This is a genomic window from Streptomyces sp. NBC_01426, assembly GCF_036231985.1.
Lineage (GTDB): Bacteria > Actinomycetota > Actinomycetes > Streptomycetales > Streptomycetaceae > Streptomyces.
Map to the genome: position 1 here is coordinate 3,839,706 of NZ_CP109500.1, position 24,606 is coordinate 3,864,311.

A 24,606-nucleotide genomic window follows, 5' to 3' on the forward strand; every position below is an offset into this window, starting at 1 on the left:
CCGGTGGGCTCGTGTTCCATCCTGCGCCTCCCCCACCCTGCCTCCGGGCGGCAAAGGACCCGGAACGCCGGGTCATTGGTCCTTAAAGGGCAGGTTAGTGTCCAAACCCGACCGGTTAGACTCACCCGACTTTGCAGGACCGGTTGGGGAGGCCGACACCGCTCGTGGACACCAAGAAGATCATCACGGGCGCGCTCGCCGTCTTCGTACTCTTCGTGATCATCACCCAGCCGATCAAAGCCGCCGATATGGTCCAAATAGGCTTCCAGGGAATCTCGGACGCCGCGCACGGTATCGGCGAGTTCATGACCGAACTGGTGACCTGAACCCGTACGCTGAAGCGGCTTCCGGACATACCGGCCCCCCACTCCGACGGGTGGGGGGTCTTTTGCGTTATCCACGTTCGAACTGAATGCCCACATATGGGCAATTTACCCTCAACACGGAGATATGCGGTGCTTGCGCATAGTGCACATCTCTTGTGATGCTATGACCGCTTTTGACGGATAGTTGACTGAAGGGGTGGCGTGACCGTGCCGGCCAGTACTGCGCCTCAGGTGCCACCCCAGCAGGACCCTCAGGAGCCTCAGCACACCCAGAGCCTTCCGGGCCCGCACGCCGCCCCCGGCGCGCGGGACACCCCCCGCTCATCCGGCCCGCACGGTGCCCACGGCCCGCAGGCCGCCACCCCGCCCCACCAGGACGCCCAGGTGCCCCCGCAACAGGAGTCGCCCCGGCAGGAGTCCCCGGCGGGGCCCTCCCGGGATCCGTCCACCCCCTCACCGACGCAGGCGCCCGCGACCGGCGAGCCGGCGCAATCCCCCGCACCGCCACCCCAGGAGGCCCCGCAGGGGCCGCCCGTCGCCCCGAGGCCGCAGAGCCGGGGCGCCGACACCCGGGCGCTCACCCAGGTCCTCTTCGGGCAGCTGAAGGCGCTCCAGCCCGGCACCCGCGAGCACGACCGGGTGCGCGGCGCCCTCATCGAGGCCAACCTGCCGCTCGTCCGGTACGCGGCGGCCCGCTTCCGCAGCCGCAACGAGCCGATGGAGGACGTGGTCCAGGTCGGCACGATCGGTCTCATCAACGCGATCGACCGCTTCGACCCCGAACGCGGGGTCCAGTTCCCGACCTTCGCCATGCCGACCGTCGTGGGCGAGATCAAGCGGTACTTCCGGGACAACGTCCGCACCGTCCACGTCCCGCGCCGCCTCCACGAGTTGTGGGTCCAGGTCAACGCCGCCACCGAGGACCTGACCACCCAGCACGGCCGCACCCCCACCACCCCCGAGATCGCCGAACGACTGCGGATCTCCGAGGACGAGGTGCTGTCCTGCATCGAGGCCGGCCGGAGTTACCACGCAACCTCGCTGGAGGCCGCGCAGGAGGGCGACGGCATGCCCGGGCTGCTCGACCGCCTCGGCTACGAGGACCCGGAACTGGCCGGCGTCGAACACCGTGACCTCGTACGCCATCTCCTCGTACAACTGCCCGAGCGCGAACAGCGGATTCTGCTCCTGCGGTACTACAACAATCTGACGCAATCACAGATCAGCGCTGAGCTGGGCGTATCCCAGATGCACGTGTCGCGACTCCTCGCCAGGAGCTTCGCCCGCTTGCGATCCGCAAACAGGATCGAGGCGTAACCGGATCGGGTGGAGCTTCCCCGACGCGTTTCCCGACAGACCGGGCTCATTCCGCTCTGTCGCTGGAGATACATGTCGACATGGCGCTACAGCGTGTTGCCGACATGTGACATTCTGCTGGAACCGCGTTTGCCGCAGCCCCGCCTCCGGTATTCAGGTGGAGGCTGCGTTCCTCCGACGGGCGCGCAGAAGACGCGACCGTCCGCGACCTCAAGGGGGTGGCATGTCCGTAGACCAGGGCAGCTCACAGGTACTCACGCTCGTCAAGCGTGCGGTGCCGGCAGTGTCCAACCGCTCGGAAGCCATCGACACCCGCACCCTCTCCCGCTCCCTCTTCCAGCGCCTCGCAACCCTGGACGCGGACAGCCCCGAACGAGTGTACGTACGCGACACCCTGATCGAACTGAACCTGCCCCTCGTGCGCTACGCGGCGGCCCGCTTCCGCAGCCGCAACGAGCCCATGGAGGACATCGTCCAGGTCGGCACGATCGGCCTGATCAAGGCGATCGACCGGTTCGACTGCGAACGCGGGGTCGAGTTCCCCACGTTCGCGATGCCGACCGTGGTGGGCGAGATCAAGCGGTTCTTCCGGGACACCTCCTGGTCCGTGCGCGTCCCGCGCCGGCTCCAGGAGCTGCGACTGGCCCTCACCAAGGCCAGTGACGAGCTCGCCCAGAAGCTGGACCGGTCCCCGACCGTGCCGGAACTGGCCGCCGTGCTCGGCGTCTCGGAGGAGGACGTGGTCGACGGCCTCGCCGTCGGCAACGCCTACACCGCCTCCTCGCTCGACTCGCCCTCCCCCGAGGACGAGGGCGGCGAAGGCTCGCTCGCGGACCGGCTCGGCTACGAGGACACGGCACTCGAAGGCGTCGAGTACCGCGAGTCCCTCAAGCCTCTGCTGGCCAAACTCCCGCCCCGGGAACGGCAGATCATCATGCTGCGGTTCTTCGCCAACATGACCCAGTCGCAGATCGGCGAGGAGGTCGGCATCTCCCAGATGCACGTCTCCCGGCTGCTGACCCGCACGCTCGCGCAACTGCGCGTGGGCCTGATCGGCGAGTAGGGAATCAACCAGCTCCGCACGGTTCCCAATTGACGCTGCGTCAGGAAAACTGACGCGATGCGAACGGGATCACGCGCGGCGCTGGCCCTCACCCTCTGCTGCTCGACCGCCGCCGCGGCCCTCACCGGCTGCGGCGGCGCGGCGCGCGACGGCTACGTGGCCGTGGGCGCCGCCGCGCCCGGTCCCGAGCGGCGCGCGGGGGAGAACGTACCGCCCCGGGGACAGGTGGAGCTCCAGCGACTCGGCGCCCCGCCGGCATCGGGCACCGCCTCCGCCCCGACCGGTACGGCGGCCGGCTCGCCCGCACCGCAGCCATCGGGCGGGAGCGGGAGCGCGAGCGGATCGACGCCGCCGCCGGGCAGCGGCTCCGCATCGACACCGGGCGCGGGCACCGGCGCGGAGCCCGGGCGGCCGGGCACGCCCGGGGGCCCGCCTCCGGGCACGACGGGAGGCACGGGCGGCTCAAGTACGGGCGGTTCCGGCGCCTCGGGGACCTCCGGCGGCTCGGGCGGCTCGGGGAGTACGGGCGGTACGGGGAGTACAGGCGGTACGGGGAGTGCGGGCGGTACGGGTGGCTCCGGCACGCCCAAGCCGCCGACGACCCCGCCGGGCACCCCACCGCCCCCACCGGCCCCGGCCACACCGGCGCGGCTGGTCCTCGGCGCCCCGACCCGGTCGGCCGCGGCGGACCGGTGGTGCGAGAACGTCACGGTGAGCTTCACCAACACCGGCACCACGGCGGCCCGCTCCGGCACGATCACCTTCGCGACGCACATCATCGGCGCCCTCGGCGTCGACTGGGCCACCCGTACCACGACGCAGCCCCTGCCCACCCCGATCGCGGGCGGCACGACGAGGACGCGGACCTACACGGTCTGCGTCGACTCCTGGCGCGTCCCCCTGGGCATGCACGTGGACACCCGGAACGTCACCGCCACCTGGAACTGAACGACGGGGACGGACCGGTTCCGGGCCGGTTCCGCAGGGCCGGCGAGGCCCGCCTCCGCGTCACGCCCTCACCCGGTCGCTACAGGACGAACCACAGGACCACCGCGAGGACCACGAGCAGGCCCGCGCCGAGGGCGACCCACGTGCCCGTCTTCGAACCGGCCTGACGCTCGGCCCGTCGCTGCTGTCGCGCGCCGGGCCCGGCCTGGCGGGCCGGCGCGGCCTCCTCCACGAACGCCCGGAACATCTGCGTGCTGCCCGCGGGGTCGTGGTTGCCCTCGGGGACCTGTGAGTTGTGGTTCTCAGCCATGGGTCAGGACCCTAGCGGGTTTTCCCTTTCCTTTACCGCCCCACCCTCGAATTCGTTTGCCTGTAGCAACCATCTGCTTCTATGGTTGCTCAAAGCAACAAGATGGGGGGCGGTTCGGTGACGACCACGACCGAGACGACCGTGAACGAGACGACGGCCGGTCCGGGGGAGACGGGCCCGACGACGGGCCCGACGACGGCTCCCGCGTACGAGGAGTTGGCCCGCCAACTCACCGGCATCGGCGCGGTCAAGCGCGACCTCGCCCGCACCCTGCCCCCGCACTGCCCGCCCGGCTCGGCCGCCGTGCTCACCGTGCTCGACCGGCACGGCGAGATGCGGCTCGGCCGGCTCGCCGAACTCATGGCCATCGACATCTCGGTGACCAGCCGGCACGTGACCCACGTCGCCGAACGCGGCTGGATCGAGCGCGAGACCGACCCCGTCGACGGTCGCTGCCGGATCCTGCGGCTCACCCCGACCGGCCGTGCACTCCTGACCGACCTCGGGACCCGGTACACGCGGGCGCTGGAACGCGCCCTGGCCGACTGGTCCGCCGAGGACGTCGACGTACTCAACACCCTGCTGGCCCGACTCCGATCGAGCTTCTAGAACCCGAGGAAAAGCATGGCAACGACCACACCCGACGGTGTGCGGGAAAGCGGCCGATCGGAGACCACGTCCGACGGCACGCCCATGACGCACCCGCAGATCATGAAGGCCCTGTCCGGGCTGATGCTCGGCATGTTCGTGGCGATCCTGTCGTCCACGATCGTCTCCAACGCCCTGCCCCAGATCATCAGTGATCTCGGCGGCACCCAGGCCTCCTACACCTGGGTCGTCACCGCCGCCCTGCTGTCGATGACGGCCGCGACCCCGCTCTGGGGCAAGCTGTCCGACCTCTTCAGCAAGAAGCTGCTGGTCCAGATATCCCTGGTGATCTACGTCCTCGGCTCCGTGGTCGCGGGCCTGTCCCAGAACACGGGCATGCTCATCGCGTGCCGCGTGGTCCAGGGCATCGGCGTCGGCGGCCTGTCCGCCCTCGCCCAGATCGTGATGGCCGCGATGATCTCCCCGCGCGAGCGCGGGCGCTACAGCGGCTACCTCGGTGCGGTGTTCGCCGTGGCCACCGTCGGCGGGCCGCTGCTCGGCGGCGTCATCACCGACACCGACTGGCTCGGCTGGCGCTGGTGCTTCTACGTCGGCGTGCCCTTCGCGATCATCGCGCTGATCGTGCTCCAGAAGACGCTGAAGCTCCCGGTGGTCCGGCGCGACGTCAAGGTGGACTGGCTGGGCGCCTTCCTGATCAGCGGCGCCGTGTCGCTGCTGCTGATCTGGGTCACCCAGGCCGGCGACTCGTACGACTGGATCTCCTGGACCAGCCTGGCGATGACCGCCGGTTCGGTGGCCCTCGGCGCGCTCTTCGTCCTCGTCGAATCCCGCGCGAGCGACCCGATCATCCCGCTGCGGCTGTTCCGCAACAAGACCATCACCCTGGCCTCGGCGGCCTCCCTGTTCGTCGGCATCGCGATGTTCTCGGGCACGGTCTTTTTCAGCCAGTTCTTCCAGTTGGCCCGCGGCGAGTCCCCCACGATGTCCGGAATCCTCACGATTCCGATGATCGGCGGGCTCTTCGTCTCCTCCACTCTTTCCGGTGCGGTGATCACCAAGACCGGCAAGTGGAAGGCCTGGCTCGTCGCCGGCGGCGTGCTGCTGACCGCCGGACTCGGATTGCTGGGCACCCTGCGGTACGACACCCCGTACTGGCACATCGCGATCCACATGGCGCTGACCGGACTCGGTCTCGGCATGATGATGCAGAACCTGGTCCTCGCCACCCAGAACCAGGTGGCCCCCGAGGACCTGGGCTCCGCCAGCTCCGTCGTCACCTTCTTCCGGTCGCTCGGCGGCGCCGTGGGCGTCTCGGCGCTCGGCGCGGTCATGGCCAACCGGGTCACCCACTACGTCCAGGACGGGCTGACCGCCCTCGGGCCGAAGGCCGCCGCGATGGGCCACGGAGGCACCGCCGGCGGCGGGATCCCCGACCTCGACACGCTGCCCGCGCCGTTCCGTACGGTGATCGAGTCCGCCTACGGGCACGGCGTCGGCGACGTCTTCCTGTACGCCGCCCCGTTCGCCCTGCTCTCCCTGCTCCTGGTGCTGTTCATCAAGGAGGTCGCCCTGAAGTCGAAGCCGGCCGCCCACGCGCCCATGGCCGAGAGCGCCCCGCAGGCCCCGGCGACCACGTCGATCAAGGCCTGACCCGCCCGGTCCCCCACGTACGCGGAGCTCCGGCAGGGCTGTTGCCCAGCCGGAGCTCCGCGCGTTCCGGGGTCGGTCCGCGGCCCCCGCGGCGGTCGGATCAGGACGTGCCGGTGGCTCCGGAAGCGGGGGCCAGGTCGTAGAAGGTGGCGCCGCCGACCGTTTCGGCCTTGAAGTTGGCCTTCACCCAGGTCTCGATGGCGCTGCTCGCGCCACCGCCGGGGCCGCCGCCCATCCGGGTCGTGCCCGGACCCCGGGCCGTGCCGTCGTCCTCGGTGCCGGCCCGGCCGGTGGAGCCCTGGCCGGTGGAGCCCTGGCCGATGAACCAGTGGATCTTGCCGGCCTTCACGTACGCCTTGAACTGCTCCAGGGTCGGGGAGGGGTCACTCCCGTTGAAGCCGCCGATCGGCATCACGGGCACGCCCGAGGCGAGCTGGTAACTCGCCGCGTTCTGCGAGCCGATGGCGGCCGCCGCCCAGGTGTACCGCGAGGCGTCGGCGCGCAGGGCGGCCGTCGCCTCGGCGCTCGCCCGGGTGCCGTTGAGCAGTCCGCCGGCGCCGCCGGGCCCGCCGCCGCCCGGGCCGTTCCCGAGGCGCTCGCCGCCTCCGGGCGCCTGGCCGCCGGGACCCCCCTGACCGCCGGGGGCCTGACCGCCGCCGGGCACGGTCCGGCCGGGGCCGCCCTGGGTACCGCCCGGAAACCCGCCCTGGGGAGCCCCGCCCTGGCCGCCGCCCTGGGGGAACGCGCCGCCGCCCGGGCCGTAGAAGGCCCGCATGCCCGGGCCGCCTCCCGGCCCCCGACCGCCCGCGACCGCCGGACCGGCGGTGACGATCGAGCCCGTGTGCGGGGTGTTCACCGTCGTCAGGCAGTACGCGAGGGGCCCGGCCAGCGCGGCCGCGAGGCCCACCCCGGCCACCGCGCGCAGGACCGGGCGACCCAGTCGCGCCGCGAACGGCAGGAGCACCGCCGCTCCGAGGCCGGCGACCAGTACGGTCCAGCGCAGCCAGGGCAGGTACCCCTCGGCGCGGCCCAGCAGGACGAAGGCCCACCAAGCGGTGAGCGCGAGGGTCCCGGCGAGGGTGAGGGAGGCCGCGCGGCTGCCCCGTTCCTCCCACAGGACGGCCACGCCCATGCCGACCAGCGCGGCCACGAAGGGGGCCAGGGCGACGGTGTAGTACTCGTGGAAGATGCCCTGCATGTAGCTGAAGACCACCGCGGTGATCAGCAGTGATCCGCCCCAGGCCAGGAAGGCCGCGCGGGCCATGCCCTCCAGCGAGTCGGTGGCCCGGCGGGCGCGCCAGGTGATCACCAGGCCCGCCACGAGCAGTACCAGGGCGGCCGGCAGCAGCCAGGAGATCTGTCCGCCGATGTTGCCCGCGAAGAGCCGGTCGATGCCGGTCTCGCCCCAGCCACCACCGCCGCCCCCGCCGACGCTGCCGGTCTCGTTGCCGTTGATCCGGCCGAGGCCGTTGTAGCCCAGGGTCAGTTCCAGGAAGGAGTTGTTCTGCGAGCCGCCGATGTACGGGCGGGAGGCAGCCGGCCACAGCTCGACGACGGCCACCCACCAGCCGCCGGCCACCACCATCGCCAGTCCGGAGAGCAGCAGTTGTCCGAGCCGCCTGCGCAGCCCGGTCGGCGCGCAGACCGCGTACAGCAGGGCGAGCGGCGGCAGGATCACGAAGGCCTGGAGGGTCTTCGTCAGGAACGCGAACCCGACCGCGACACCCGCCCAGACGAGCCATTCGGTGTGCGCCCCGTCGAGGGCCCGCAGGACGCAGTACACCGTGATCGTCAGGAGCAGGGTCAGCAGCGCGTCGGGGTTGTTGAAGCGGAACATCAGCGCGGCGACCGGGGTCAACGCGAACGCGGCCCCGCCGATCAGGGCCGCCGCGGGCCCGAACTGGCGGCGCACGGAGGCGTACAGGACGGCGGTGGTTCCCACACCCATCAGGGCCTGGGGAACGAGGATCTGCCAGGCCCCGAGCCCGAACAGCCGGACGGAGAGCGCCATCGGCCACAGGGCGGCCGGGGGCTTGTCGACGGTGATGGAGTTCCCCGCGTCCGAGGACCCGAAGAAGAAGGCCTTCCAGCTCTCCGAGCCCGCCTGGACGGCGGCGGAGTAGAAGGAGTTCGCGTAGCCGGAGGCGCCCAGGTTCCACACCAGCAGCAGGCCGGTCGCGAGCAGCAGGACGACGTACGCGGGACGTTCCCAGCGCGGCCTGCCGATCACGGCGTCGACCGCGGCGGGCGGGGAGGACGGGAAGAGGGGGACTGCTGCCGTGGTCATCGGTTGTCGTCCTTCGCGGGAGTGCCGCGCCGCTCGGGGAACACCCAGGCGCGGAAGAGCAGGAAGCGCAGCACGGTGGCGGCGAGGTTGGCCGTGATCAGGACGGCGAGTTCGGTGCCGTGGGTCGGCTCGGTGGTGGCCGCGCCGAGCGCGGCCAGGGAGCCGCTGGTCAACGCCAGGCCGATGCCGAACACGACCAGGCCCTGGGCCTGGTGGCGCACGGCCCGGGCGCGGCCGCGCACGCCGAAGGTGAGCCGGCGGTTCGCGGCGGTGTTGGCCACGGCCGACAGCAGCAGCGCGGCGGCGTTGGCGGCCTGCGGCCCGACCGAGGAGCGGAAGGCGGAGTAGAGCAGCAGGTAGAGCAGCGTGCTCAGCAGCCCGACGGCGCAGAAGCCGAGGAGTTGCCGGGCCAGCCCGCGCGGTACCTCGGGCAGGGCGGTCCGGTCGCGCGGATCGTCTCCGAAGGGACGGGCGAGCCGGTCCAGGGGCAGCGCCCCGATGGCCAGCGCGCGACCCACCCGCCACATGCCCCGGAGGTCCTCGGCCGCCGTGCGGGCGATGTGGACGGTGGTGTCGGGGTCGTCGACCCAGTCCACCGGTACCTCGTGGATCCGCAGTCCGGCCCGCTCGGCGAGGACGAGCAGCTCGGTGTCGAAGAACCAGCCGGTGTCCTCCACCAGCGGCAGCAGCCGCTGCGCGACCTCCCGCCGGATGGCCTTGAACCCGCACTGGGCGTCGCTGAAGCGGGCGGAGAGGGAGGAGCGGAGCAGCAGGTTGTAGGCGCGGGAGACGAACTCGCGCTTCGCGCCGCGCACCACGCGCGAGGAGCGGGCGAGGCGGGTGCCGATGGCGAGGTCGGAGTGGCCCGAGATCAGCGGGGCGACCAGCGGCAGCAGCGCGTTGAGGTCGGTGGACAGGTCCACGTCCATGTACGCGAGCACGGGTGCCTCGGAGTGGGACCACACGGTGCGCAGGGCGCGGCCCCGGCCCTTCTCCTCCAGCCGGGTGCTGCGTACGCCCTCGACGGCGGCGGCGAGGCCGGCGGCGACCTCGGGGGTGCGGTCGGTGCTCGCGTTGTCGGCGATGGTGATCCGGAACGGGTACGGGAAGGTGCGGGTGAGGTGCTCGTGGAGCCGGCGCACACACGGTCCGAGGTCCTTCTCCTCGTTGAACACCGGGATCACCACGTCGAGTACGGGCACACCGGGCACGGGCGCCAGGGGCGCGCGGGCCGGGAGGGCTCCGGGACCGGGAGAGGTGTCGGTTGGCATGCACCGACAGTCGCCGGTGGGGCTGTCACCGTTGTGTGGTGAGCCTGTGCCCCGTCTGTGAGTCCGGGGCGGTCGCGAGCGGCAGCCGTACCTCGAAGCTGGTGCGACCCGGCCGGCTGTGCACGTCGACCTGTCCCCCGTGGGCCGAGACCACGGCCTGGACGATGGCGAGCCCGAGACCGGTGGAGCCCGCCGACCTGGAGCGGGAGGCGTCGCCGCGGGCGAACCGCTCGAAGACGTGGGGGAGGAGTTCGGCGGGGATGCCGGGCCCGTCGTCCTCGACCAGCAGCCGGACGGCGGATGTTTCACGTGAAACGTGCGCGGTGACGGTGGTGCCGGGCGGGGTGTGGGTGCGGGCGTTGGCGAGGAGGTTGACCAGAACCTGCTGGATGCGGGCCGGGTCGGCGCGGATCGGCGCGGGCTCGTCGGGGAGGTTCAACCGCCAGTGGTGCGCGGGACCGGCGGCCCGGGCGTCACTGACGGCGTCCACGACGAGCGGGGCCAGATCGGTGTCCGTGGCTCCCGTGGACAGCGGGCGCCCGGCGTCCAACCGGGCCAGGAGCAGCAGGTCTTCGACGAGGCCGGTCATCCGGGTGGCCTCGGACTCGATCCGGCCCAGCGCGTGCCGGGTGTCGGGGCCGGGCTGCTCGCGGCCGCGCCGGGTCAGTTCGGCGTAGCCGCGGATGGAGGCCAGCGGGGTACGCAGCTCGTGGCTGGCGTCGGCGACGAACTGGCGGACCCGCATCTCGCTCTGCTGTCGGGCGGTGAGGGCGGAGGAGACGTGGCCCAACATCCGGTTCAGGGCCGCGCCGACCTGCCCCACCTCGGTGCGGGGGTCGGCCTCCGCGTCGGGAACGCGTTCGTGCAGGGCGGGTTCGCCGCTGTGCAGGGGGAGTTCGGAGACCCGGGTGGCGGTGGCGGCGACCCGGTGCAGGGGGCGCAGGGCCACGCCGACGAGTGCCTGACCCGCGAGGGAGGCGGCGATCAGCCCGGCCAGGGTGACGAAGACCTCCACCGCGACCAGGGTGTGGACGGTGGAGTCCACGTCGCTGAGCGGGAAGCCGAGTACGAGGCTGCCGTCGGGGGAGGTCAGCACCCGGTAGCCGCCGAGCTGCGGCAGTTCCACGTCGGTCGGGTCGGACCCACCCGGGGCGGACCCGTGGGCGGCCTGCTCCAGCGCCGCCGTCTGGCCGTCGGTGAGCGGCTGGCGGTGGTCGAGGTCGGGACCCCCCACGGCCGCGCTGCGGGCGGTGCCGATGACCTTCCCGTCGGAGTCGAGCCGGATCCCGGCGGCGCCGAGGGGGCTGCCGGGGGCCAGGACGAATCCCAGGCTGTTCTCGCGGGCGGCCTTGCCGGCGCCGGGCCCGCGGAGCGCCATGTCGAGGGAGACCCGCAGCTGGTCGTCGAGCTTGTCGACCAGGTTCTCGCGCAGCGCGAGCGTGGTGACGGTGCCGATGGCCGCGCCGACGACGGCGATGAGCGCCACCGCCGACAGGACGAGTCGGGTCCGCAGCGACCACGGCCGGCGGAGCCGAACACCTCGTCGCAGTCGACGTACGGGCACTACTCGGCCGGCTTGATCAGGTAGCCGGCGCCGCGGCGGGTGTGGATCATCGGGGGCCATCCGGGGCCGCTCTCCAGCTTCCGTCGCAAGTAGGAGATGTACAGCTCGACGACGTTGGCCTGGCCGCCGAAGTCGTAGGACCAGACCCGGTCCAGGATCTGCGCCTTGCTGAGCACGCGGCGCGGGTTGCGCATCAGGTAGCGCAGCAGCTCGAACTCGGTGGCGGTCAGATGGACCTCCCGGCCGTCCCGGGTGACCTCGTGGCTGTCCTCGTCGAGCCGCAGGTCGCCCACGACCAGGACGGATCCCCCGCGCGCGGCCTGTGCCGCGCCGGAGCGCCGGACCAGGCCGCGCAGCCGGGCCACGACCTCCTCCAGGCTGAACGGCTTGGTGACGTAGTCGTCGCCGCCCGCCGTCAGGCCCGCGATCCGGTCCTCGACGGAGTCCTTGGCGGTCAGGAACAGCACCGGGACCTGGGGGAGCTCCCGGCGGAGCCGGCCGAGTACGGCCAGCCCGTCCATGTCCGGGAGCATGATGTCGAGCAGCACCACGTCGGGGCGGAACTCGCGGGCCGCGCGGACCGCGCCCGCCCCGTCCCCGGCGCTGCGGACCTCGCAGCCCTCGTAGCGCAGGGCCATGGACAGCAGCTCGGAGAGCGCGGCCTCGTCGTCGACCACGAGCACCCGGCAGGGGCCGCCGTCGGGCCGGACGAGGGCCGTGTGATTGCCGGTGGACGTGGACGCGTGTGAGGTGGTCGTCGCAGTCATGCCTACACGCTGACCCGGGCCTCTGAGAGCGTTCTTGCGCCTACCTGTGAATTTCCTGAGAAACGCCCGCCCGCACCGCCCGCCGGAGCCCGAAACGGGCGCAACCGGGGGATGTGGGGCGGATCGGGCGGGTGCGGGCCGGGGGTCTCTGTCGGACCGGTGGGGCTCAGGGCAGCCGGAACAGCCGGGCTCCGTTGTCGTGGCAGACCGCGCGCAGCCAGTCGTCCCCGAGGTCGAGGCGCTCCAAGGCCGCGAGCTGGTGCTCGTAGGGGTAGGGGATGTTCGGGAAGTCGGTGCCCAGCAGGATCCGGTCGCCGAGGTCGACGAGCCGCCCCAGGTCCCCGGCCGGGAAGCCGCTGAACTGCTCGGAGAAGTCGGTGAAGGACATGGTGGTGTCCAGCCGGACCTCGCCGTACCGCTCGGCGAGGTCGAGGAAGTCGGCGTACTCGGGCATCCCCATGTGCGCGATCACCAGGGGCAGGCGGGGGTGGCGGGCCAGTAGCCGGGCGACGGGTTCGGGCCCGGTGTGCTTGCCGGGCACGGGTCCCGAGCCGCAGTGGATCACGATGGGGATCCCGGCCTCCGCCAGCAGCCCCCAGACCGTGTCGAGCCGGTCGTCGTTCGGGTCGTACCCGCCGACCTGGAGGTGCGCCTTGAAGACCCGCGCCCCGGCCTCGACCGCCCGGGCGGTGTACGCCGCCGCCCCGTCCTCCGGGAAGAAGGTCGCCGTGTGCAGGCAGTCGGGGGTCCGCGCGGCGAAATCGGCGGCCCAGGCGTTCAGCCAGGCCGCCATCGCCGGCTTGTGCGGGTAGAGCATGGCGGTGAAGGCACGCACCCCGAACCGCCGGAGCAGCGCGACCCGCTGCTCCTCCTCGTGCCGGTAGGTGATCGGCCACTCGACGCCGGTCAACGGACCGACCGCGTCGAAGTAGTCCCACACCTTGTCCAGGACCCGCTCGGGCATGAAGTGGGTGTGCACGTCGACCAGCCCGGGCAGCCCGAGCCGCTCCCGGAAGACGCGCACCGCCTCCGCCGTCGCCGCCTCCGCCGATTCCCCGGAGGTCGGGTCGGTGGTCGGATCGGTGGTCGGCCCGTCGCTCGGCTCGATGGTCGGCTCGGGGCTCGGCTCGATGGTCGGCTCGATGGTCGGCTCGGGCCTTGGCTCAGTGCTCGGCGCGGACAAATCCGTGGCTCCGTTCGACGGTCGCGACGTGCAGGGTGTAGCTCTCGTACCAGTCCTCGCGGCCCCGCCGCATGGCCGCCCGGTGCTCCCGGTCCTCGCGCCAGGCCGTCAGCGACTCCTCGTCGCGGAAGTAGGCGACGGTGATGCCGAGACCGCCCGGGGTGCGCGCGGACTCGTGGCCGAGGAGGCCGGGGTTGGCCGCGACCAGCTCGCTCATCCGGGCGCCCGTCTCCGGGTAGTCGCTCTCGTCGGCGGTGCGGACATCGGTGAAGACGGCCATCAGGTACGGCGGTTCGAACGCCGGCACGGGCTGGATGTTCATGCCCACCACCCTCTGCGGCGGGCCCCCGGGATGTCCACAGGAAAGCCGTCCACGAGGCCAAAGGGATCCAAGACTTGACCATGGACGGCCGGCGCGGCCTTCACGACGGGCACCTCGGCCGAGGCTGCCGGCCCGCGCCCGTCAGAACAGCCGTTCCTGCCCGACCCCCGGGGACGGCGGCGCGACGACGGCCGTCGGCACCTCCGCGCCGCCGTCCTCCCGCGGTGCGACCAGCTCCCAGCCGGCGAGCAGTCGGGCGTCCACCACCAGCCCGTCCGCGAAGTGCAGATCCGGTCCGGCCGCGCCCACTAGGGTCCCCGTCACCGTCCCGTCGGGCACCATCTCGGTGACCACCCGTGCGGGTTCGGGCAGCGTGTCGAGGCCGAACGGGACGGCGTGGTCGACGACTTCGCAGCCCAGTCGCTCCAGCGACTCCGGCCATCCCGGCAGGGCCGCGGCCCGGGCGTGCAGCTCGGCCACCTCCCCGGCCCGCTCCGCGCGCGGCGGCAGGTGGGCCCGTACGGCGCGCTTGCGGGCGTACGCGATCCGATCGGGCACCCCGAGGGCGGCCCGCAGGAGTTCCTCGGTGCGCCGGGTCGCCATCAGCGGCCCGCGCCCGAGCCAGGCCCAGGTCACCGCGCCCTGCTCCAGCAACCGGGCCGGGCCGCGCTCCTCGGCGGTGATGCCGACCTTGAGCAGGCCGGGGCCGAACCACGCCAGGTACACCCGGTACGTGCGCGGATCGGCGACGTTGGTGTCGGCGGCCACCGAGAAGGACCGGTCCAGCCGGGCGCACTCGGGACACTGGGAGCTCCCCGCCCGGCCCGGCACCGGTCGGCCGGTCGGGCACGGGGTCCGCCTGCCGGCCCGCCACACGCCCAGGCAGTGCCGCTCGCCCCGGGCGGCGAAGGCCAGCCGGTGCCCGTACCCGAGCACGCCGGCGCGCTCCCCGCGCTCGGGCCCGTACCAGCCGATGGACGGGCCGCCGTCCTTCCAGCGGATGCCGGTGCACCACCAGGTCACAGCGGGAGCGGCCGTTCGAAGAAGGTGTCCAGGACGACGGTGGCCTGCGTTCCGCTGACCCCGTCGATGGCGTAGAGGCGGCGCAGTACGTCCTGTAGCTGCACGGTGGTGGCGGAGCGGACCTTGACCAGCACCGACGCGCTGCCGGCGATGACGTGCGCCTCCTGGATCTCCGGGATCGCGGCGAAGGCCTCCGCCGAGTCCCCCATCCAGGCGTTGGAGTCGACCATCACGTAGGCCAGCACCCCGCTGCCCACGGCGGCCGGGTCCACGTCGACCGTGGTCCGCCGGATCACTCCGCGCTCGCGCAGTTTCCGTACGCGCTCGTGCGTGGCGCCGGCCGAGAGGCCGACGGCCGCGCCGAGGGCCGCGTAGGACTGGCCGGCGTCCTGCTGGAGGCGCAGGACGAGCGCCCGGTCGATGTCGTCCACGCGATCTTCCTCTCATGTGCCCGTCGGGCCTTGCGAAGACGGTACCTGATCCTGCAATCTCACCATCACACCGAACATCATTCGGCCAAGCAAGCATCAGGGGGAACCATGTCAGCTACCGCAGACCCAGACCTGTACGAGATTCTGGACGATCGTTTCCGCACGGGCCGCTGTGCCAACGGTGACATGCGCCTGGAGCGCCTGTACGACGACTGCCGCTGGGCGGAAGGACCGCTCTACCTGCCCGCCTGGCGGCAACTCGTGTGGAGCGACATCCCCAACGACCGCATGCTGCGCTGGGACGAGGCGACCGGCGCCGTCTCCGTCTTCCGTTCCCCGGCCGGCCACTCCAACGGCAACACCCTCGACCGCGAAGGCCGCCTGATCACCTGCGAGCAGGGCAACCGGCGCGTCACCCGCACCGAACCGGACGGCAGCCTCACGGTCCTGGCGGACCACTGGGACGGCAAGCGGCTCAACAGCCCGAACGACGCGGTCGTGCGCTCGGACGGCTCCGTCTGGTTCTCCGACCCGGACTTCGGCATCACCAACGACTACGAGGGCCACCGCGCCCCGAGCGAGATCGGCGCCTGCAACCTCTACCGTGCCGACCCCGCGACGGGCGAGGTCCGACTGGTCGCGGACGGCTTCCTGGGCCCGAACGGCCTCGTCTTCTCCCCGGACGAGAGCGAGCTGTACGCCGCCGACACCCGCGCGGGACACATCCGCGCCTTCAAGGTCACCGACGACGGGACCCTGACCCACGACCGGGTGTTCGCCGTCTGCCCCTCCGTGGACAACATCCGCTTCGACGACCAGGGCAGGCTTTGGGCGGCGGCCATGGCGGACGGCGTGCGCTGCCACGCGGCGGACGGCACTCTGATCGGCCGGCTCCGCGTTCCGGAGCCGGTCTCGAACATCACCTTCGGCGGCCCCAAGAACAACCGCCTCTTCATCACCGCCACCACCTCGCTGTACTCCCTGGTGATGTCGGTGACCGGCCTCCCCCGCGTGGCCCGCTGAACCCTGCCGCGCACCGGAGCGCACGCAACGGGCACACCCGGCGCCCGACCAACGGCCTACCGGGCGACGAACTGCGTCAGGATCGCCTGCACCTCGTAGATGTCGACGCCCTTGGTGAAGGTCTTCTCCACCGCGGGCGTCGTGCCGCCCGATATCCAGATCTTCAGCTCGGCATCGAGATCGAAGTGACCGGCGGTCTCCACCGAGAAGTGCGTGATGCTGCGGTAGGGGATGGAGTGGTACTCCACCTTCTTGCCCGTGATGCCCTGCTTGTCGACGAGCACCAGCCGCCGATCGGTGAACAGGATGGTGTCGCGGATCAGGAGGTACGCGGCGTGCACCTGCTCCCCCTGGCCCAGCAGCCGCTGGTAGTCCCGCTGCGCCGACACCGGATCGACGGTGTGCGCGTTCCCGAACAGGCCCATGGAACTTCCCTTCGAAGACTCAACGACCCTCGAAAGGCTAGCCGGCCCCGCCCCGCCCGACGTCGTCCACCAGACCGACCCCCACCCGGAGATCCCCCGGAGACACCGAGGCCCGGGAAACGCGAGAGGCCCTCAGGATTTCTCCTGAGGGCCTCTGGCCTGCTGTGCACTCGGCAGGATTCGAACCTGCAACCTTCTGATCCGTAGTCAGATGCTCTATCCGTTAAGCTACGAGTGCTTGGGCTTCCCGGGGTTTTGCGCCCCGTTGGCCTTGCGAGAACAACAATACATGGACCTCGGCGGGACGCGAAATCCATTAGCCCCACCGCTGCTGACCTGCGAAAACGCCCCAGAAGAAGATCATCTGGCCGGTTCCGGGAAGTACCCCCGACCGGGCTGCCGAGGGGTCCGCGAGGGCTCGCGGCGTGATCACGGGCGCGGAACCCCGCCGCGGCGCGCCGGGACCGGGGAGCGGCCGGAAGCCGTCGACGAGTCGTCCGGAAAACACCCACGCGGCATTCACGCGAAGACGATCACGGCGATCACGAGACGGCGGCCCGACGAGGCCCGAACGCACCGAAGCCCCGGTCCTGAGGACCGGGGCTTCGGTGAGGTGCGGAGGCGGAGGGATTTGAACCCTCGATGGGGGGTAAGCCCCAAACCGCATTAGCAGTGCGGCGCCATAGACCGGACTAGGCGACGCCTCCAGCACACCCTCGCGTACGAAGGTGCGTGCAGATGATGACACAGGCCCGGGGCCGGTCACCAATCCGCTCCCACGGTACAAGGAACGACAGGTCCAGGGCAAAGGCTTAGGAGCCCGCGCGCGGCACCGGTGTCGAGGGGCTCGGGGCGGGCGTACGGCGGCGCGGTGAGGGACGCACCAACGGGTGTACCGGCGGGCGTTCCGCGGAACCGGCAGCCGTCCCGAAGGCGGCGGCGCGCGGGGCACGCACACACGCACGCAGCGGACCGCGCGCAACGTCGGGGCCGGCACGTCGTTGGTGAGGCGTACGACGTACGGACGACCTGGAGTGCCACATGCTGCGTCTCGCCGCCTTCGCCGTCACCTCCGCCCTGGCCGCAGTGGCCGCCGGACCGCTGCCACCCCTGCCCCTGCACCTGCTGTCGGCGCCGGCGGCTGCTCCCGACCGGCTGACCGTCGCCGTGTCCAACACCGGCAACCCGCTCGCCGACGGCGACTACTCCCTTGAGTGCGACCCGGTCGGCGGCAACCACCCCCGGGCCCAGGACGCCTGTGCCCGGCTCGACACCTTCGCGAAGAACGGCGAGAACCCCTTCGCACCCGTCGCGAAGCGGCAGTTCTGCACCATGGTCGACGGCGGGCCCGCCACCGCCCGGATCACCGGTACGTGGGACGGGAAGAAGGTGGACGCGACGTTCCGGCGAACGAACGGATGCGACATCGCCCGTTGGAACAACATGGAACCTGTGCTTCCGAGTGGGCGTGCCTGACCTGGGAGGATGCGAAGGATGGGCGGAATACACCGCACATCCGCCGCCCCGCCGAGGGCCCGTGCCCTTAGACTCCTCCCGTGACATGCCGGTAGTCGTGGTCAGGGAGGAAGCTCGTCGTGAGCAGCAGGCCATCCCGAGGCGCTGCTCGCCTCGCAGCAATACTCGACGCTCTTCCCGACGCGCTGTTGCTCGTCAACGCCAACGGCACGGTCGTCAACGCGAATTCGATCGCCCTCGAAATCATGGAGAGTCCCGGCACCGGGCTCGTCGGGCGCGGTGTGCTCGACCTGCTGCCCGAGTTCGACTCCAAGTTGATCCCCGGCTCCATGCGTCGGCCCGGCGACGACGAGGGCGGGCGCGCCAAGCCGAAGCGGATGACCGCGCGGCGCACCGACGGAACCGAGTTCCCCGTCGAGGTCACCAGCGCCCACCTCGATGGCCGCGACGCCTACCGCGAGCCCGCCCCGTCCTACACCGGTGACGAGCTGCTCATGCTCGTCGTACGGGATCTTTCCGAGACGGTGGACACCGAGGCCGAGCTGGCGCGTTCCCAGCGGCAGACCGAGATGATCCTGCGGGCCGCCGCCGAGGGCGTGGTGGGTACCGACACCGACGGTCGGGTCGTGCTGGTCAATCCGGCGGCGGCGCAGATCCTCGGATACCGGGCCACCGACCTCGGCAACCGCGAGCTGCACGGGCTGATCCAGCACTCCCGCGCCGACGGCTCGCCGTTCCCGTTCGAGGAATCGCCCCTCGCCGACACCCTGCGCAGCGGGCGCAAGCACCGGGTCCGCGGCCAGGTCCTGTGGAACAAGTCGGGGCAGCCCGTCTCCGTCGACCTCACCACCTCGCCCGTACGGGACGGGGAGCTGCTCGTCGGCGCCGTCATGACGTTCACGGACCGGCGGCCGTACGACGCCCTCGCGGCCCGCAACGCCCAGTTGATGGCGCTGCTCGACGACTCCCTGCGCGGTCCGCTGGCCGAACTGCGCCGCGAACTGGCGACTCTGGCGGCCGACGACGCCGGTCAGCTGTGGCCGGAGGCCAACCAGCTGCTGCACCACCTGGCCGCCGGGTACTCGCGGATGACCACACTCGTGGACAACGTGCTCGGCTTCCAACGGCTGGACGCGGGCAGCGACAAGCTCGACAAGAAGAAGGTCCTGATCAACGCGGTCGTCGCGGCCGGCGTCGACGGCGCGGTCGAGCTGATCGGGCCGGGCCGGGCGCAGTTCGCCGTGCACGCGCCGACCATCGAGGCCGAGGTGGACGCGGACCGTGTCGCGGCCGCCCTCGCGCATCTGGTCGCGGACGTGGCCGGGGTGGACGCCACCGGCAAGACCGCGCAGGGCAGCGGGTACGCCGACTCGACGATCGTCGTGGCCGCCGCGCAGCGCGGTGACGTCGTACGGATCGAGGTGCGTGGGCCCTACGAGGGGGGCAACCCCGTGCACGAGCCGATCGTGCGGGGCATCGTGGCCGCGCACGGCGGTGTGTTGCAGACGGTCGAGGTCCCGGGTGCGCCGGGCGGTGCGTACGTGCTGGAGTTCCCGCTGGGCGCGGGAGCCGGCACGGTGACCCTGCCCGAACCGCCGAAGGAGCCCGAGGACAAGGCTCCCGAGGGCAAGCCGAACCACGAGGGCAAGGGCGAGTCCGGCGGCCGGCGCGCACGGCGCAGCGGCGTGGACGCGTTCCTGGACGACGAGGCCGAGGAGCCGAAGGCCCCCGAGGGCCGCGGCCCCGGCCAGGGTGGTGGCGGGAGCGCGCTGGCGCTGCCGTCCGGACGGCGACGGGCCGACGGCAGCCCCGCCGACTCCGGTCCGACGGGATCCGGGCTGGCGCAGTCCCCGGTGAACCCGGCGGGCCTGGGCACCGGACGCCGCCGGGGTCGGGACGGCGACGGCAGCGGCAACGGCGCCGCGGCCGGCCCCGCCCGGGGTCCCCAAAACGGTGTGAACGGCGGGCAGGGCGGCTCCGGTCGGCCCGTGCCCCCGCAGGGCACCGCGATGCCCGCGCTGCCGCCCGTACCGCCGGTCCCGGTGTCCGAGCACCCCGCGGGGCGACGGCGGGCGCTGGGGCCCGCGGGTCCGCCCGCGCAGCCCGGCGGGCCCGTACCGGCGACCGGCCTCGTACCGCCCGTCCCGCAGCGCCCCATCGCCCCCGAGGGCGGCTTCGCGCTGCCCGCCGGCCCGACCCCAGCGGCGAGCCCGGTTCCGGGGCCCGCCCCGGCCGCACCGCAGGCGCCCGCGATGGCCGGTTCCGCGCCCGCTCCCGCCGAGGCCGACTCCGACGCTCCGGGCGGACGCCGCGGCCGGCGCGTGCTCGGTGCCCCGGCCTCGGAGCCCGAGACCCCCGACACCGCGCCCGAGGCAGGTGCGCAGGAAGCCGCCGACCCGGCCCACCCCACCGGTCGACGCCGCGCCCTGCCCGCCACCCCGGCGTGGCCGGTACCCGCCGCCCGGACCGCAGTCGAGGACGACCAGGCCGCGTCGGCCGCCGTCCCCGGTGCCCGGCAGCCGCAGGACGCCCCGGCGGAGGCCGCGCAGCCGATCAGCGTGCGCGCCCTCGGCACCCTGGGCCAGGGCATTTCCGTCGACGCGAGCGGCTCCGGTCGCAGGCGCCGACTCGCCGAACCCGCCGCTCAGGGACGTGCCTTCGCCATAGGGGCACCCGAGGCGGGATCCGCCGAGGGCCCCGAGCCGCTGGACGGCCCCGGTGGCGCCGTCGAGGTGGTCAACCGGCCCGTGCCCCGTCCCGTGGACGACGAGCTGCCGCCGGAGCCGCTGGACAATCCGCGCCGGCTGCTCGTGTGGCCCGCGCCCGACGCGCAGACGCAGCAGGCCCTCAGCGACCGCGGCTACCGCCCGGTGATCGTGAACTCCCGCGAGGAGGTGGACGCGCAGATCGCCGCTTTCCCCGCGGCGCTGTTCGTCGACCCGCTGACCGGGCCGATCACCCGGACCGCCCTGCAGTCGCTGCGTCAGGCCGCGGTGGCCGCCGAGGTTCCGGTCCTGGTCACGGCCGGGCTGGGACACGCCACGCGCGAGGCCGCGTACGGCGCCGATCCGGCCGTCCTGCTCAAGGCGCTCGCGCCCCGCGACAGCGAGCAGCACCCGTCCCGGGTCCTGCTGATCGAGGAGCACGAGGAGATCGCCATCGCCCTGAGCGCCGCCCTGGAGCGGCGCGGGATGCAGGTGGCACGGGCGGGCGCCGACACGGACGCCGTCGAGCTGGCGACCCGGATGCGCCCCAACCTGGTGGTCATGGACCTGATGCAGGTCCGGCGCCGTCGGGCCGGGATCGTGGACTGGTTGCGTGCCAACGGACAGTTGAACCGGACCCCGCTGGTCGTCTACACGACCGCCGGGATCGACCCGGCCGAACTGCCGCGGCTGGCCTCGGGCGAGAGCGTCCTGTTCCTCGCCGAACGGGCCACGACCGCGGACGTGCAGGGCCGCATCGTGGACCTGCTGGCAAAGATCGGCACCAACTAGTCATCCTGGCCGCATGGCCATCACCGACACGACCGAGCACACCGTCCCCGCCGACAACGGGGAGGTGAACCTGCTCATCGCCCGTCAGGTGGAGCCGGGCCACGAGGAGACGTTCGAGGCCTGGGCCCACGGGATCCTGGAGACCGCCGCGAGCTTCCCGGACCACCTCGGCTACGGGCTGTTCCGCCCGGCCTCGGAGGGCGGGCCCTGGTTCCTGGTGCACCGCTTCCGCAACGAGGCCGCGTTCCACCGGTGGCAGGACTCCGCCGAGCGGGCGCAGTGGTTCTCCAACTGCCTCGGGCACCACCACACCGAGATAGCCCGGCGGGAACTCCACGGCATGGAGACCTGGTTCGCCAAGCCGGGTACGACCCGGCCCGCGCCGCCGCGCTGGAAGATGGCGATCAGCTCGGGGCTGGCGATCTTCCCGATCTCGCTGGCGGGCAACGCGCTGCTCGGGCCGTACCTGGTGGATCTGCACTTCGTGGTGCGCACAGCGGCGTTCGCGGTCGTCTTCAGCACCCTCATGACCTACGTGGCCATGCCCGCCGTCAGTAAGCTGCTGCGGCCCTGGCTGACCCGGGGCTGACTCCGGCGACGGCGCGTTCCCCTGCCCGTCGCAGGAGATCCACTCGCCGCCGCCGAGGGGCGCTAGCCCAGCGTGGTGACCTCCAGTGCCCCGTCCGCGTACTGCTTCCGGATCACCTTCTTGTCGAACTTGCCGACGCTCGTCTTCGGCACCGCGTCCACGAAGGCCCAGCGCTCCGGCAACTGCCATTTGGCGATCGACTGGGCGAGGAACGCGCGCAGCCCCGCGTAGTCGATGCTCGCGCCCTGCGTGCGGACGACCGTGGCCAGCGGACGCTCGCCCCACTTCTCGTCGGGGACGGCCACGACCGCCGCCTCGGCCACCTCCGGGTGCGCCATCAGCGCGTTCTCCAGCTCGACGCTGGAGATCCACTCGCCGCCGGACTTGATGACGTCCTTGGCCCGGTCGGTCAGCGTGAGGAACCCGTCGGCGCTGATCACGCCGACATCGCCGGTCTTGAGCCAGCCGTCCGCGCTGAACTTGTCCTCGGGACGGAGCGGCTCGCCTTCCGCGCCGCCGTAGTAGGCGCCCGCGATCCAGGTGCCGCGCACCTCCAGCTCGCCCGCCGACCGGCCGTCCCACGGCAGGTGGTCGCCGCCGGGTCCCACCAGGCGCCCTTCGACGCCTGCGGGGAATCGGCCCTGGGTGATCCGGTACGGCCACTCCTCCTCGGCGGTCAGACCGGCCGGCGGGTGCGCCATGGTGCCGAGCGGCGAGGTCTCCGTCATGCCCCAGGCGTGACAGAGGCGGACGCCGAGCTTCTCGTACGCCTCCATGAGGGAGGGCGGACAGGCCGCACCGCCGATCGTGACCTGCTTCATCGAGGTCAGGTCGCGCGGGTTGGCGGTCACCTCGGCGAGCAGTCCCTGCCAGATGGTGGGGACGGCCGCGGCGTGGGTGGGCTTCTCCCGCTCGATCATCTCGGCGAGCGGGGCGGGCTGAAGGAAGCGGTCCGGCATCAGCATGTTGATGCCGGTCATGAACGTGGCGTGGGGCAGGCCCCACGCGTTCACGTGGAACTGCGGAACGACGACGAGCGTGGTGTCCCGGTCCGTCAGACCCATCGACTCGGCCATGTTCACCTGCATCGAGTGCAGGTAGACGGAGCGGTGCGAGTAGATGACGCCCTTGGGGTCGCCGGTGGTGCCGGAGGTGTAGCACATGGCCGCGGCCTGGCGTTCGTCCAGCTCGGGCCAGGCATAGGTGTCCGGGCGCCCCGCCAGGAGTTCCTCGTACTCGTGCACGCGCACGTCGAGGCCTTCGAGCCCGGAACGGTCCCCGACGCCCGCGACGACCACGTGCTCGATGGTGGGCAGGTGCGGCAGCAGCGGGACCAGGAGCGGGAGCAGGGTGCCGTTGACCAGCACGACCCGGTCCGCCGCGTGGTTGACGATGAAGACCAGCTGCTCGGGAGGCAGTCGCAGGTTCAGCGTGTGCAGAACGGCGCCCATGGAGGGAATCGCGAAGTACGCCTCCACGTGCTCGGCGTTGTTCCACATGAGGGTCGCGACCCGGTCGTCCTGCCGGACGCCGAGTTCGTCGCGCAGGGCGTTGGCGAGGCGGGTGGCGCGGGTACCGATCTCGGCGAAGCTGCGACGATGCGGCTCGGCCTCCCCGGTCCAGGTCGTGACCTGGGACTTCCCGTGGATCGTCATCCCGTGCTGGAGTATGCGGGTGACGAGGAGCGGTACGTCCTGCATCGTGCTCAGCAAAGCGTCCTCCCGGTGAGCGCTGCGGCGCTGCGGCGGCTACGGATGCTGCCGATTCTGCGCACGTACCGGTCGGCATGTCACTACCTCACGGGTGGAAACCCTGGCGATGTTTCACGTGAAACGGCGCACGGTGACGGGCGTCCTGTTGTTTCACGTGAAACACGGTGACACGCGTCCTCATCGGACGACGGTGAGTTCCGGGTCCTCGCGCAGCTTGACCAGGGCGCGGGAGACCGCGCTCTTGACCGTGCCCACCGAGACCCCGAGCAGCTCGGCGGTCTGCGCCTCGCTCAGGTCCTCGTAGTAGCGGAGCACCACCATCGCCCGTTGCCGGTCGGGCAGCCGGGTCACCGCGCGCCACATGGCGTCGCGCAGGGCCTGCGCCTCCGCGGGGTCGGTGGCCGGCGGCTCCTCGCTCTCCGGAAGCTCGTCGCAGACGAACTCGTCCACCTTGCGCTTGCGCCACTGCGAAGTGCGGGTGTTGACCAGCGCCCGCCGCACGTAGCCGTCGAGGGCCCGGTGGTCCTCGATGCGGTCCCAGGCCACGTACGTCTTGGCCAGGGCCGTCTGCAGCAGGTCCTCGGCGTCGCAGGGGTTGGCGGTGAGGGAGCGCGCGGTGCGCATCAGGACCGAGCCGCGGGTCCGGACGTACGCCGAGAACGACGGGTACGTCGTCGGATTCGAGGCGAGTGTGCACACAGGCGTGGTCATGGCTCCACGCTAGGAGCGGAGCGGGCCCACCGGATCGGCCGCAGGTGCCGAAGCGGGGTCCGTCTCAGGTTGTAGGGCCGGGCCGTGCCCCACCTCCTGAAG

At 72.2% G+C, this 24,606-nt stretch carries 22 protein-coding genes and 2 tRNA genes; 10 read left to right on the forward strand and 14 right to left on the reverse strand.

Annotation, left to right across the window (positions count from 1 at the left end):
* The first annotated feature begins 164 nt into the window (after positions 1-164).
* The 4 genes from OG906_RS16970 to OG906_RS16985 all read left to right on the forward strand — a co-directional run bounded on the left by OG906_RS16970 (position 165) and on the right by OG906_RS16985 (position 3,654).
* Positions 165-326: a hypothetical protein gene (locus tag OG906_RS16970; RefSeq protein WP_199826690.1), complete on the forward strand. Its 162-nt coding sequence runs from the start codon at positions 165-167 to the stop codon at positions 324-326.
* Positions 327-557: 231 nt separating this feature from the next.
* Complete coding sequence (locus tag OG906_RS16975) at positions 558-1,643, forward strand: RNA polymerase sigma factor SigF (RefSeq protein WP_392893744.1); 1,086 nt, start codon at positions 558-560, stop codon at positions 1,641-1,643.
* Between the two features lie 223 nt (positions 1,644-1,866).
* On the forward strand, positions 1,867-2,706 hold the full coding sequence (locus tag OG906_RS16980) for an RNA polymerase sigma factor SigF (RefSeq protein WP_053684131.1): 840 nt from the start codon (positions 1,867-1,869) through the stop codon (positions 2,704-2,706).
* A 57-nt stretch (positions 2,707-2,763) separates the two neighbouring features.
* A complete protein-coding gene (locus OG906_RS16985; protein ID WP_329443738.1) occupies positions 2,764-3,654 on the forward strand; it encodes a hypothetical protein in 891 nt (296 codons plus the stop codon).
* A gap of 79 nt (positions 3,655-3,733) precedes the next feature.
* Here the strand turns inward: OG906_RS16985 and OG906_RS16990 are convergent, their stop codons facing one another.
* Positions 3,734-3,964 carry a hypothetical protein gene (locus OG906_RS16990; RefSeq protein ID WP_267828597.1) on the reverse strand — a complete coding sequence of 77 codons (231 nt, stop codon included), beginning with the start codon at positions 3,962-3,964 and terminating at the stop codon, positions 3,734-3,736.
* Between the two features lie 216 nt (positions 3,965-4,180).
* On the opposite strand from OG906_RS16990, the gene OG906_RS16995 reads away from it, so the two are divergent.
* The gene (locus OG906_RS16995; RefSeq protein WP_267803502.1) at positions 4,181-4,573 is read left to right on the forward strand and encodes a MarR family winged helix-turn-helix transcriptional regulator; all 393 of its coding nucleotides are present in this window, start codon (positions 4,181-4,183) and stop codon (positions 4,571-4,573) included.
* 15 nt (positions 4,574-4,588) lie between these two features.
* A complete protein-coding gene (locus tag OG906_RS17000) occupies positions 4,589-6,223 on the forward strand; it encodes an MDR family MFS transporter (protein ID WP_402302331.1) in 1,635 nt (544 codons plus the stop codon).
* A gap of 100 nt (positions 6,224-6,323) precedes the next feature.
* Here the strand turns inward: OG906_RS17000 and OG906_RS17005 are convergent, their stop codons facing one another.
* The 8 genes from OG906_RS17005 to OG906_RS17040 form a co-directional block, all read right to left on the reverse strand.
* Positions 6,324-8,510: a glycosyltransferase family 39 protein gene (locus tag OG906_RS17005; RefSeq protein ID WP_329443742.1), complete on the reverse strand. Its 2,187-nt coding sequence runs from the start codon at positions 8,508-8,510 to the stop codon at positions 6,324-6,326.
* On the reverse strand, positions 8,507-9,781 hold the full coding sequence (locus OG906_RS17010; RefSeq protein ID WP_329443745.1) for a glycosyltransferase: 1,275 nt from the start codon (positions 9,779-9,781) through the stop codon (positions 8,507-8,509). The genes OG906_RS17005 and OG906_RS17010 overlap by 4 nt, the downstream gene beginning before the upstream one ends.
* 25 nt (positions 9,782-9,806) lie before the next feature.
* Positions 9,807-11,267, reverse strand: coding sequence for a sensor histidine kinase (locus OG906_RS17015; RefSeq protein ID WP_329443747.1), 1,461 nt, complete (start codon positions 11,265-11,267; stop codon positions 9,807-9,809).
* A 77-nt stretch (positions 11,268-11,344) separates the two neighbouring features.
* The gene (locus tag OG906_RS17020) at positions 11,345-12,112 is read right to left on the reverse strand and encodes a response regulator transcription factor (protein ID WP_053684119.1); all 768 of its coding nucleotides are present in this window, start codon (positions 12,110-12,112) and stop codon (positions 11,345-11,347) included.
* Between the two features lie 166 nt (positions 12,113-12,278).
* On the reverse strand, positions 12,279-13,136 hold the full coding sequence (locus tag OG906_RS17025) for an amidohydrolase family protein (RefSeq protein ID WP_329448048.1): 858 nt from the start codon (positions 13,134-13,136) through the stop codon (positions 12,279-12,281).
* 139 nt (positions 13,137-13,275) lie between these two features.
* On the reverse strand, positions 13,276-13,617 hold the full coding sequence (locus OG906_RS17030) for an antibiotic biosynthesis monooxygenase family protein (RefSeq protein WP_329443749.1): 342 nt from the start codon (positions 13,615-13,617) through the stop codon (positions 13,276-13,278).
* Between the two features lie 141 nt (positions 13,618-13,758).
* On the reverse strand, positions 13,759-14,640 hold the full coding sequence (locus OG906_RS17035) for a DUF2797 domain-containing protein (protein WP_329443751.1): 882 nt from the start codon (positions 14,638-14,640) through the stop codon (positions 13,759-13,761).
* Positions 14,637-15,071: an Lrp/AsnC family transcriptional regulator gene (locus OG906_RS17040; protein WP_053684114.1), complete on the reverse strand. Its 435-nt coding sequence runs from the start codon at positions 15,069-15,071 to the stop codon at positions 14,637-14,639. The genes OG906_RS17035 and OG906_RS17040 overlap by 4 nt, the downstream gene beginning before the upstream one ends.
* A gap of 108 nt (positions 15,072-15,179) precedes the next feature.
* Here OG906_RS17040 and OG906_RS17045 point away from each other — a divergent pair, with 108 nt between their 5' ends.
* Positions 15,180-16,094 (forward strand): SMP-30/gluconolactonase/LRE family protein, encoded by a 915-nt coding sequence (locus tag OG906_RS17045; RefSeq protein WP_329443753.1) that lies wholly within the window; start codon positions 15,180-15,182, stop codon positions 16,092-16,094.
* Positions 16,095-16,150: 56 nt separating this feature from the next.
* Here the strand turns inward: OG906_RS17045 and OG906_RS17050 are convergent, their stop codons facing one another.
* The 3 genes from OG906_RS17050 to OG906_RS17060 form a co-directional block, all read right to left on the reverse strand.
* Positions 16,151-16,519, reverse strand: coding sequence for a PH domain-containing protein (locus OG906_RS17050; RefSeq protein ID WP_267803093.1), 369 nt, complete (start codon positions 16,517-16,519; stop codon positions 16,151-16,153).
* Positions 16,520-16,684: 165 nt separating this feature from the next.
* Positions 16,685-16,757: transfer RNA gene (locus tag OG906_RS17055), tRNA-Arg, on the reverse strand.
* A gap of 378 nt (positions 16,758-17,135) precedes the next feature.
* Positions 17,136-17,226 (reverse strand) — tRNA-Ser (locus OG906_RS17060).
* A 334-nt stretch (positions 17,227-17,560) separates the two neighbouring features.
* Here OG906_RS17060 and OG906_RS17065 point away from each other — a divergent pair.
* The 3 genes from OG906_RS17065 (at position 17,561) to OG906_RS17075 (ending at position 22,081) form a co-directional block, all read left to right on the forward strand.
* Positions 17,561-17,995 carry an SSI family serine proteinase inhibitor gene (locus tag OG906_RS17065; protein ID WP_329443756.1) on the forward strand — a complete coding sequence of 145 codons (435 nt, stop codon included), beginning with the start codon at positions 17,561-17,563 and terminating at the stop codon, positions 17,993-17,995.
* 119 nt (positions 17,996-18,114) lie between these two features.
* On the forward strand, positions 18,115-21,492 hold the full coding sequence (locus OG906_RS17070) for a hybrid sensor histidine kinase/response regulator (RefSeq protein WP_329443757.1): 3,378 nt from the start codon (positions 18,115-18,117) through the stop codon (positions 21,490-21,492).
* A 13-nt stretch (positions 21,493-21,505) separates the two neighbouring features.
* Complete coding sequence (locus OG906_RS17075) at positions 21,506-22,081, forward strand: antibiotic biosynthesis monooxygenase (RefSeq protein ID WP_329443760.1); 576 nt, start codon at positions 21,506-21,508, stop codon at positions 22,079-22,081.
* Between the two features lie 62 nt (positions 22,082-22,143).
* On the opposite strand, the gene OG906_RS17080 is transcribed toward OG906_RS17075, so the two are convergent.
* Together OG906_RS17080 and OG906_RS17085 are read right to left on the reverse strand one after the other, a co-directional pair.
* Positions 22,144-23,793, reverse strand: a complete 1,650-nt coding sequence (locus tag OG906_RS17080; RefSeq protein WP_329443762.1) for a long-chain fatty acid--CoA ligase — start codon at positions 23,791-23,793, stop codon at positions 22,144-22,146.
* A 177-nt stretch (positions 23,794-23,970) separates the two neighbouring features.
* Positions 23,971-24,504, reverse strand: coding sequence for a SigE family RNA polymerase sigma factor (locus tag OG906_RS17085; protein WP_267800078.1), 534 nt, complete (start codon positions 24,502-24,504; stop codon positions 23,971-23,973).
* Between the last annotated feature and the right edge of the window lie 102 nt (positions 24,505-24,606).

Coding starts and splice junctions, on each gene's coding strand:
- OG906_RS17010 (WP_329443745.1), bottom strand. CDS start 9,781: ATGCCAACCGACACCTCTCCCGGTCCCGGAGCCCTCCCGGCCCGCGCG.
- OG906_RS16980 (WP_053684131.1), top strand. CDS start 1,867: ATGTCCGTAGACCAGGGCAGCTCACAGGTACTCACGCTCGTCAAGCGT.
- OG906_RS17005 (WP_329443742.1), bottom strand. CDS start 8,510: ATGACCACGGCAGCAGTCCCCCTCTTCCCGTCCTCCCCGCCCGCCGCG.
- OG906_RS17065 (WP_329443756.1), top strand. CDS start 17,561: ATGCTGCGTCTCGCCGCCTTCGCCGTCACCTCCGCCCTGGCCGCAGTG.
- OG906_RS17085 (WP_267800078.1), bottom strand. CDS start 24,504: ATGACCACGCCTGTGTGCACACTCGCCTCGAATCCGACGACGTACCCG.
- OG906_RS17075 (WP_329443760.1), top strand. CDS start 21,506: ATGGCCATCACCGACACGACCGAGCACACCGTCCCCGCCGACAACGGG.
- OG906_RS16985 (WP_329443738.1), top strand. CDS start 2,764: ATGCGAACGGGATCACGCGCGGCGCTGGCCCTCACCCTCTGCTGCTCG.
- OG906_RS17000 (WP_402302331.1), top strand. CDS start 4,589: ATGGCAACGACCACACCCGACGGTGTGCGGGAAAGCGGCCGATCGGAG.
- OG906_RS17020 (WP_053684119.1), bottom strand. CDS start 12,112: ATGACTGCGACGACCACCTCACACGCGTCCACGTCCACCGGCAATCAC.
- OG906_RS17045 (WP_329443753.1), top strand. CDS start 15,180: ATGTCAGCTACCGCAGACCCAGACCTGTACGAGATTCTGGACGATCGT.
- OG906_RS17030 (WP_329443749.1), bottom strand. CDS start 13,617: ATGAACATCCAGCCCGTGCCGGCGTTCGAACCGCCGTACCTGATGGCC.
- OG906_RS17050 (WP_267803093.1), bottom strand. CDS start 16,519: ATGGGCCTGTTCGGGAACGCGCACACCGTCGATCCGGTGTCGGCGCAG.
- OG906_RS16990 (WP_267828597.1), bottom strand. CDS start 3,964: ATGGCTGAGAACCACAACTCACAGGTCCCCGAGGGCAACCACGACCCC.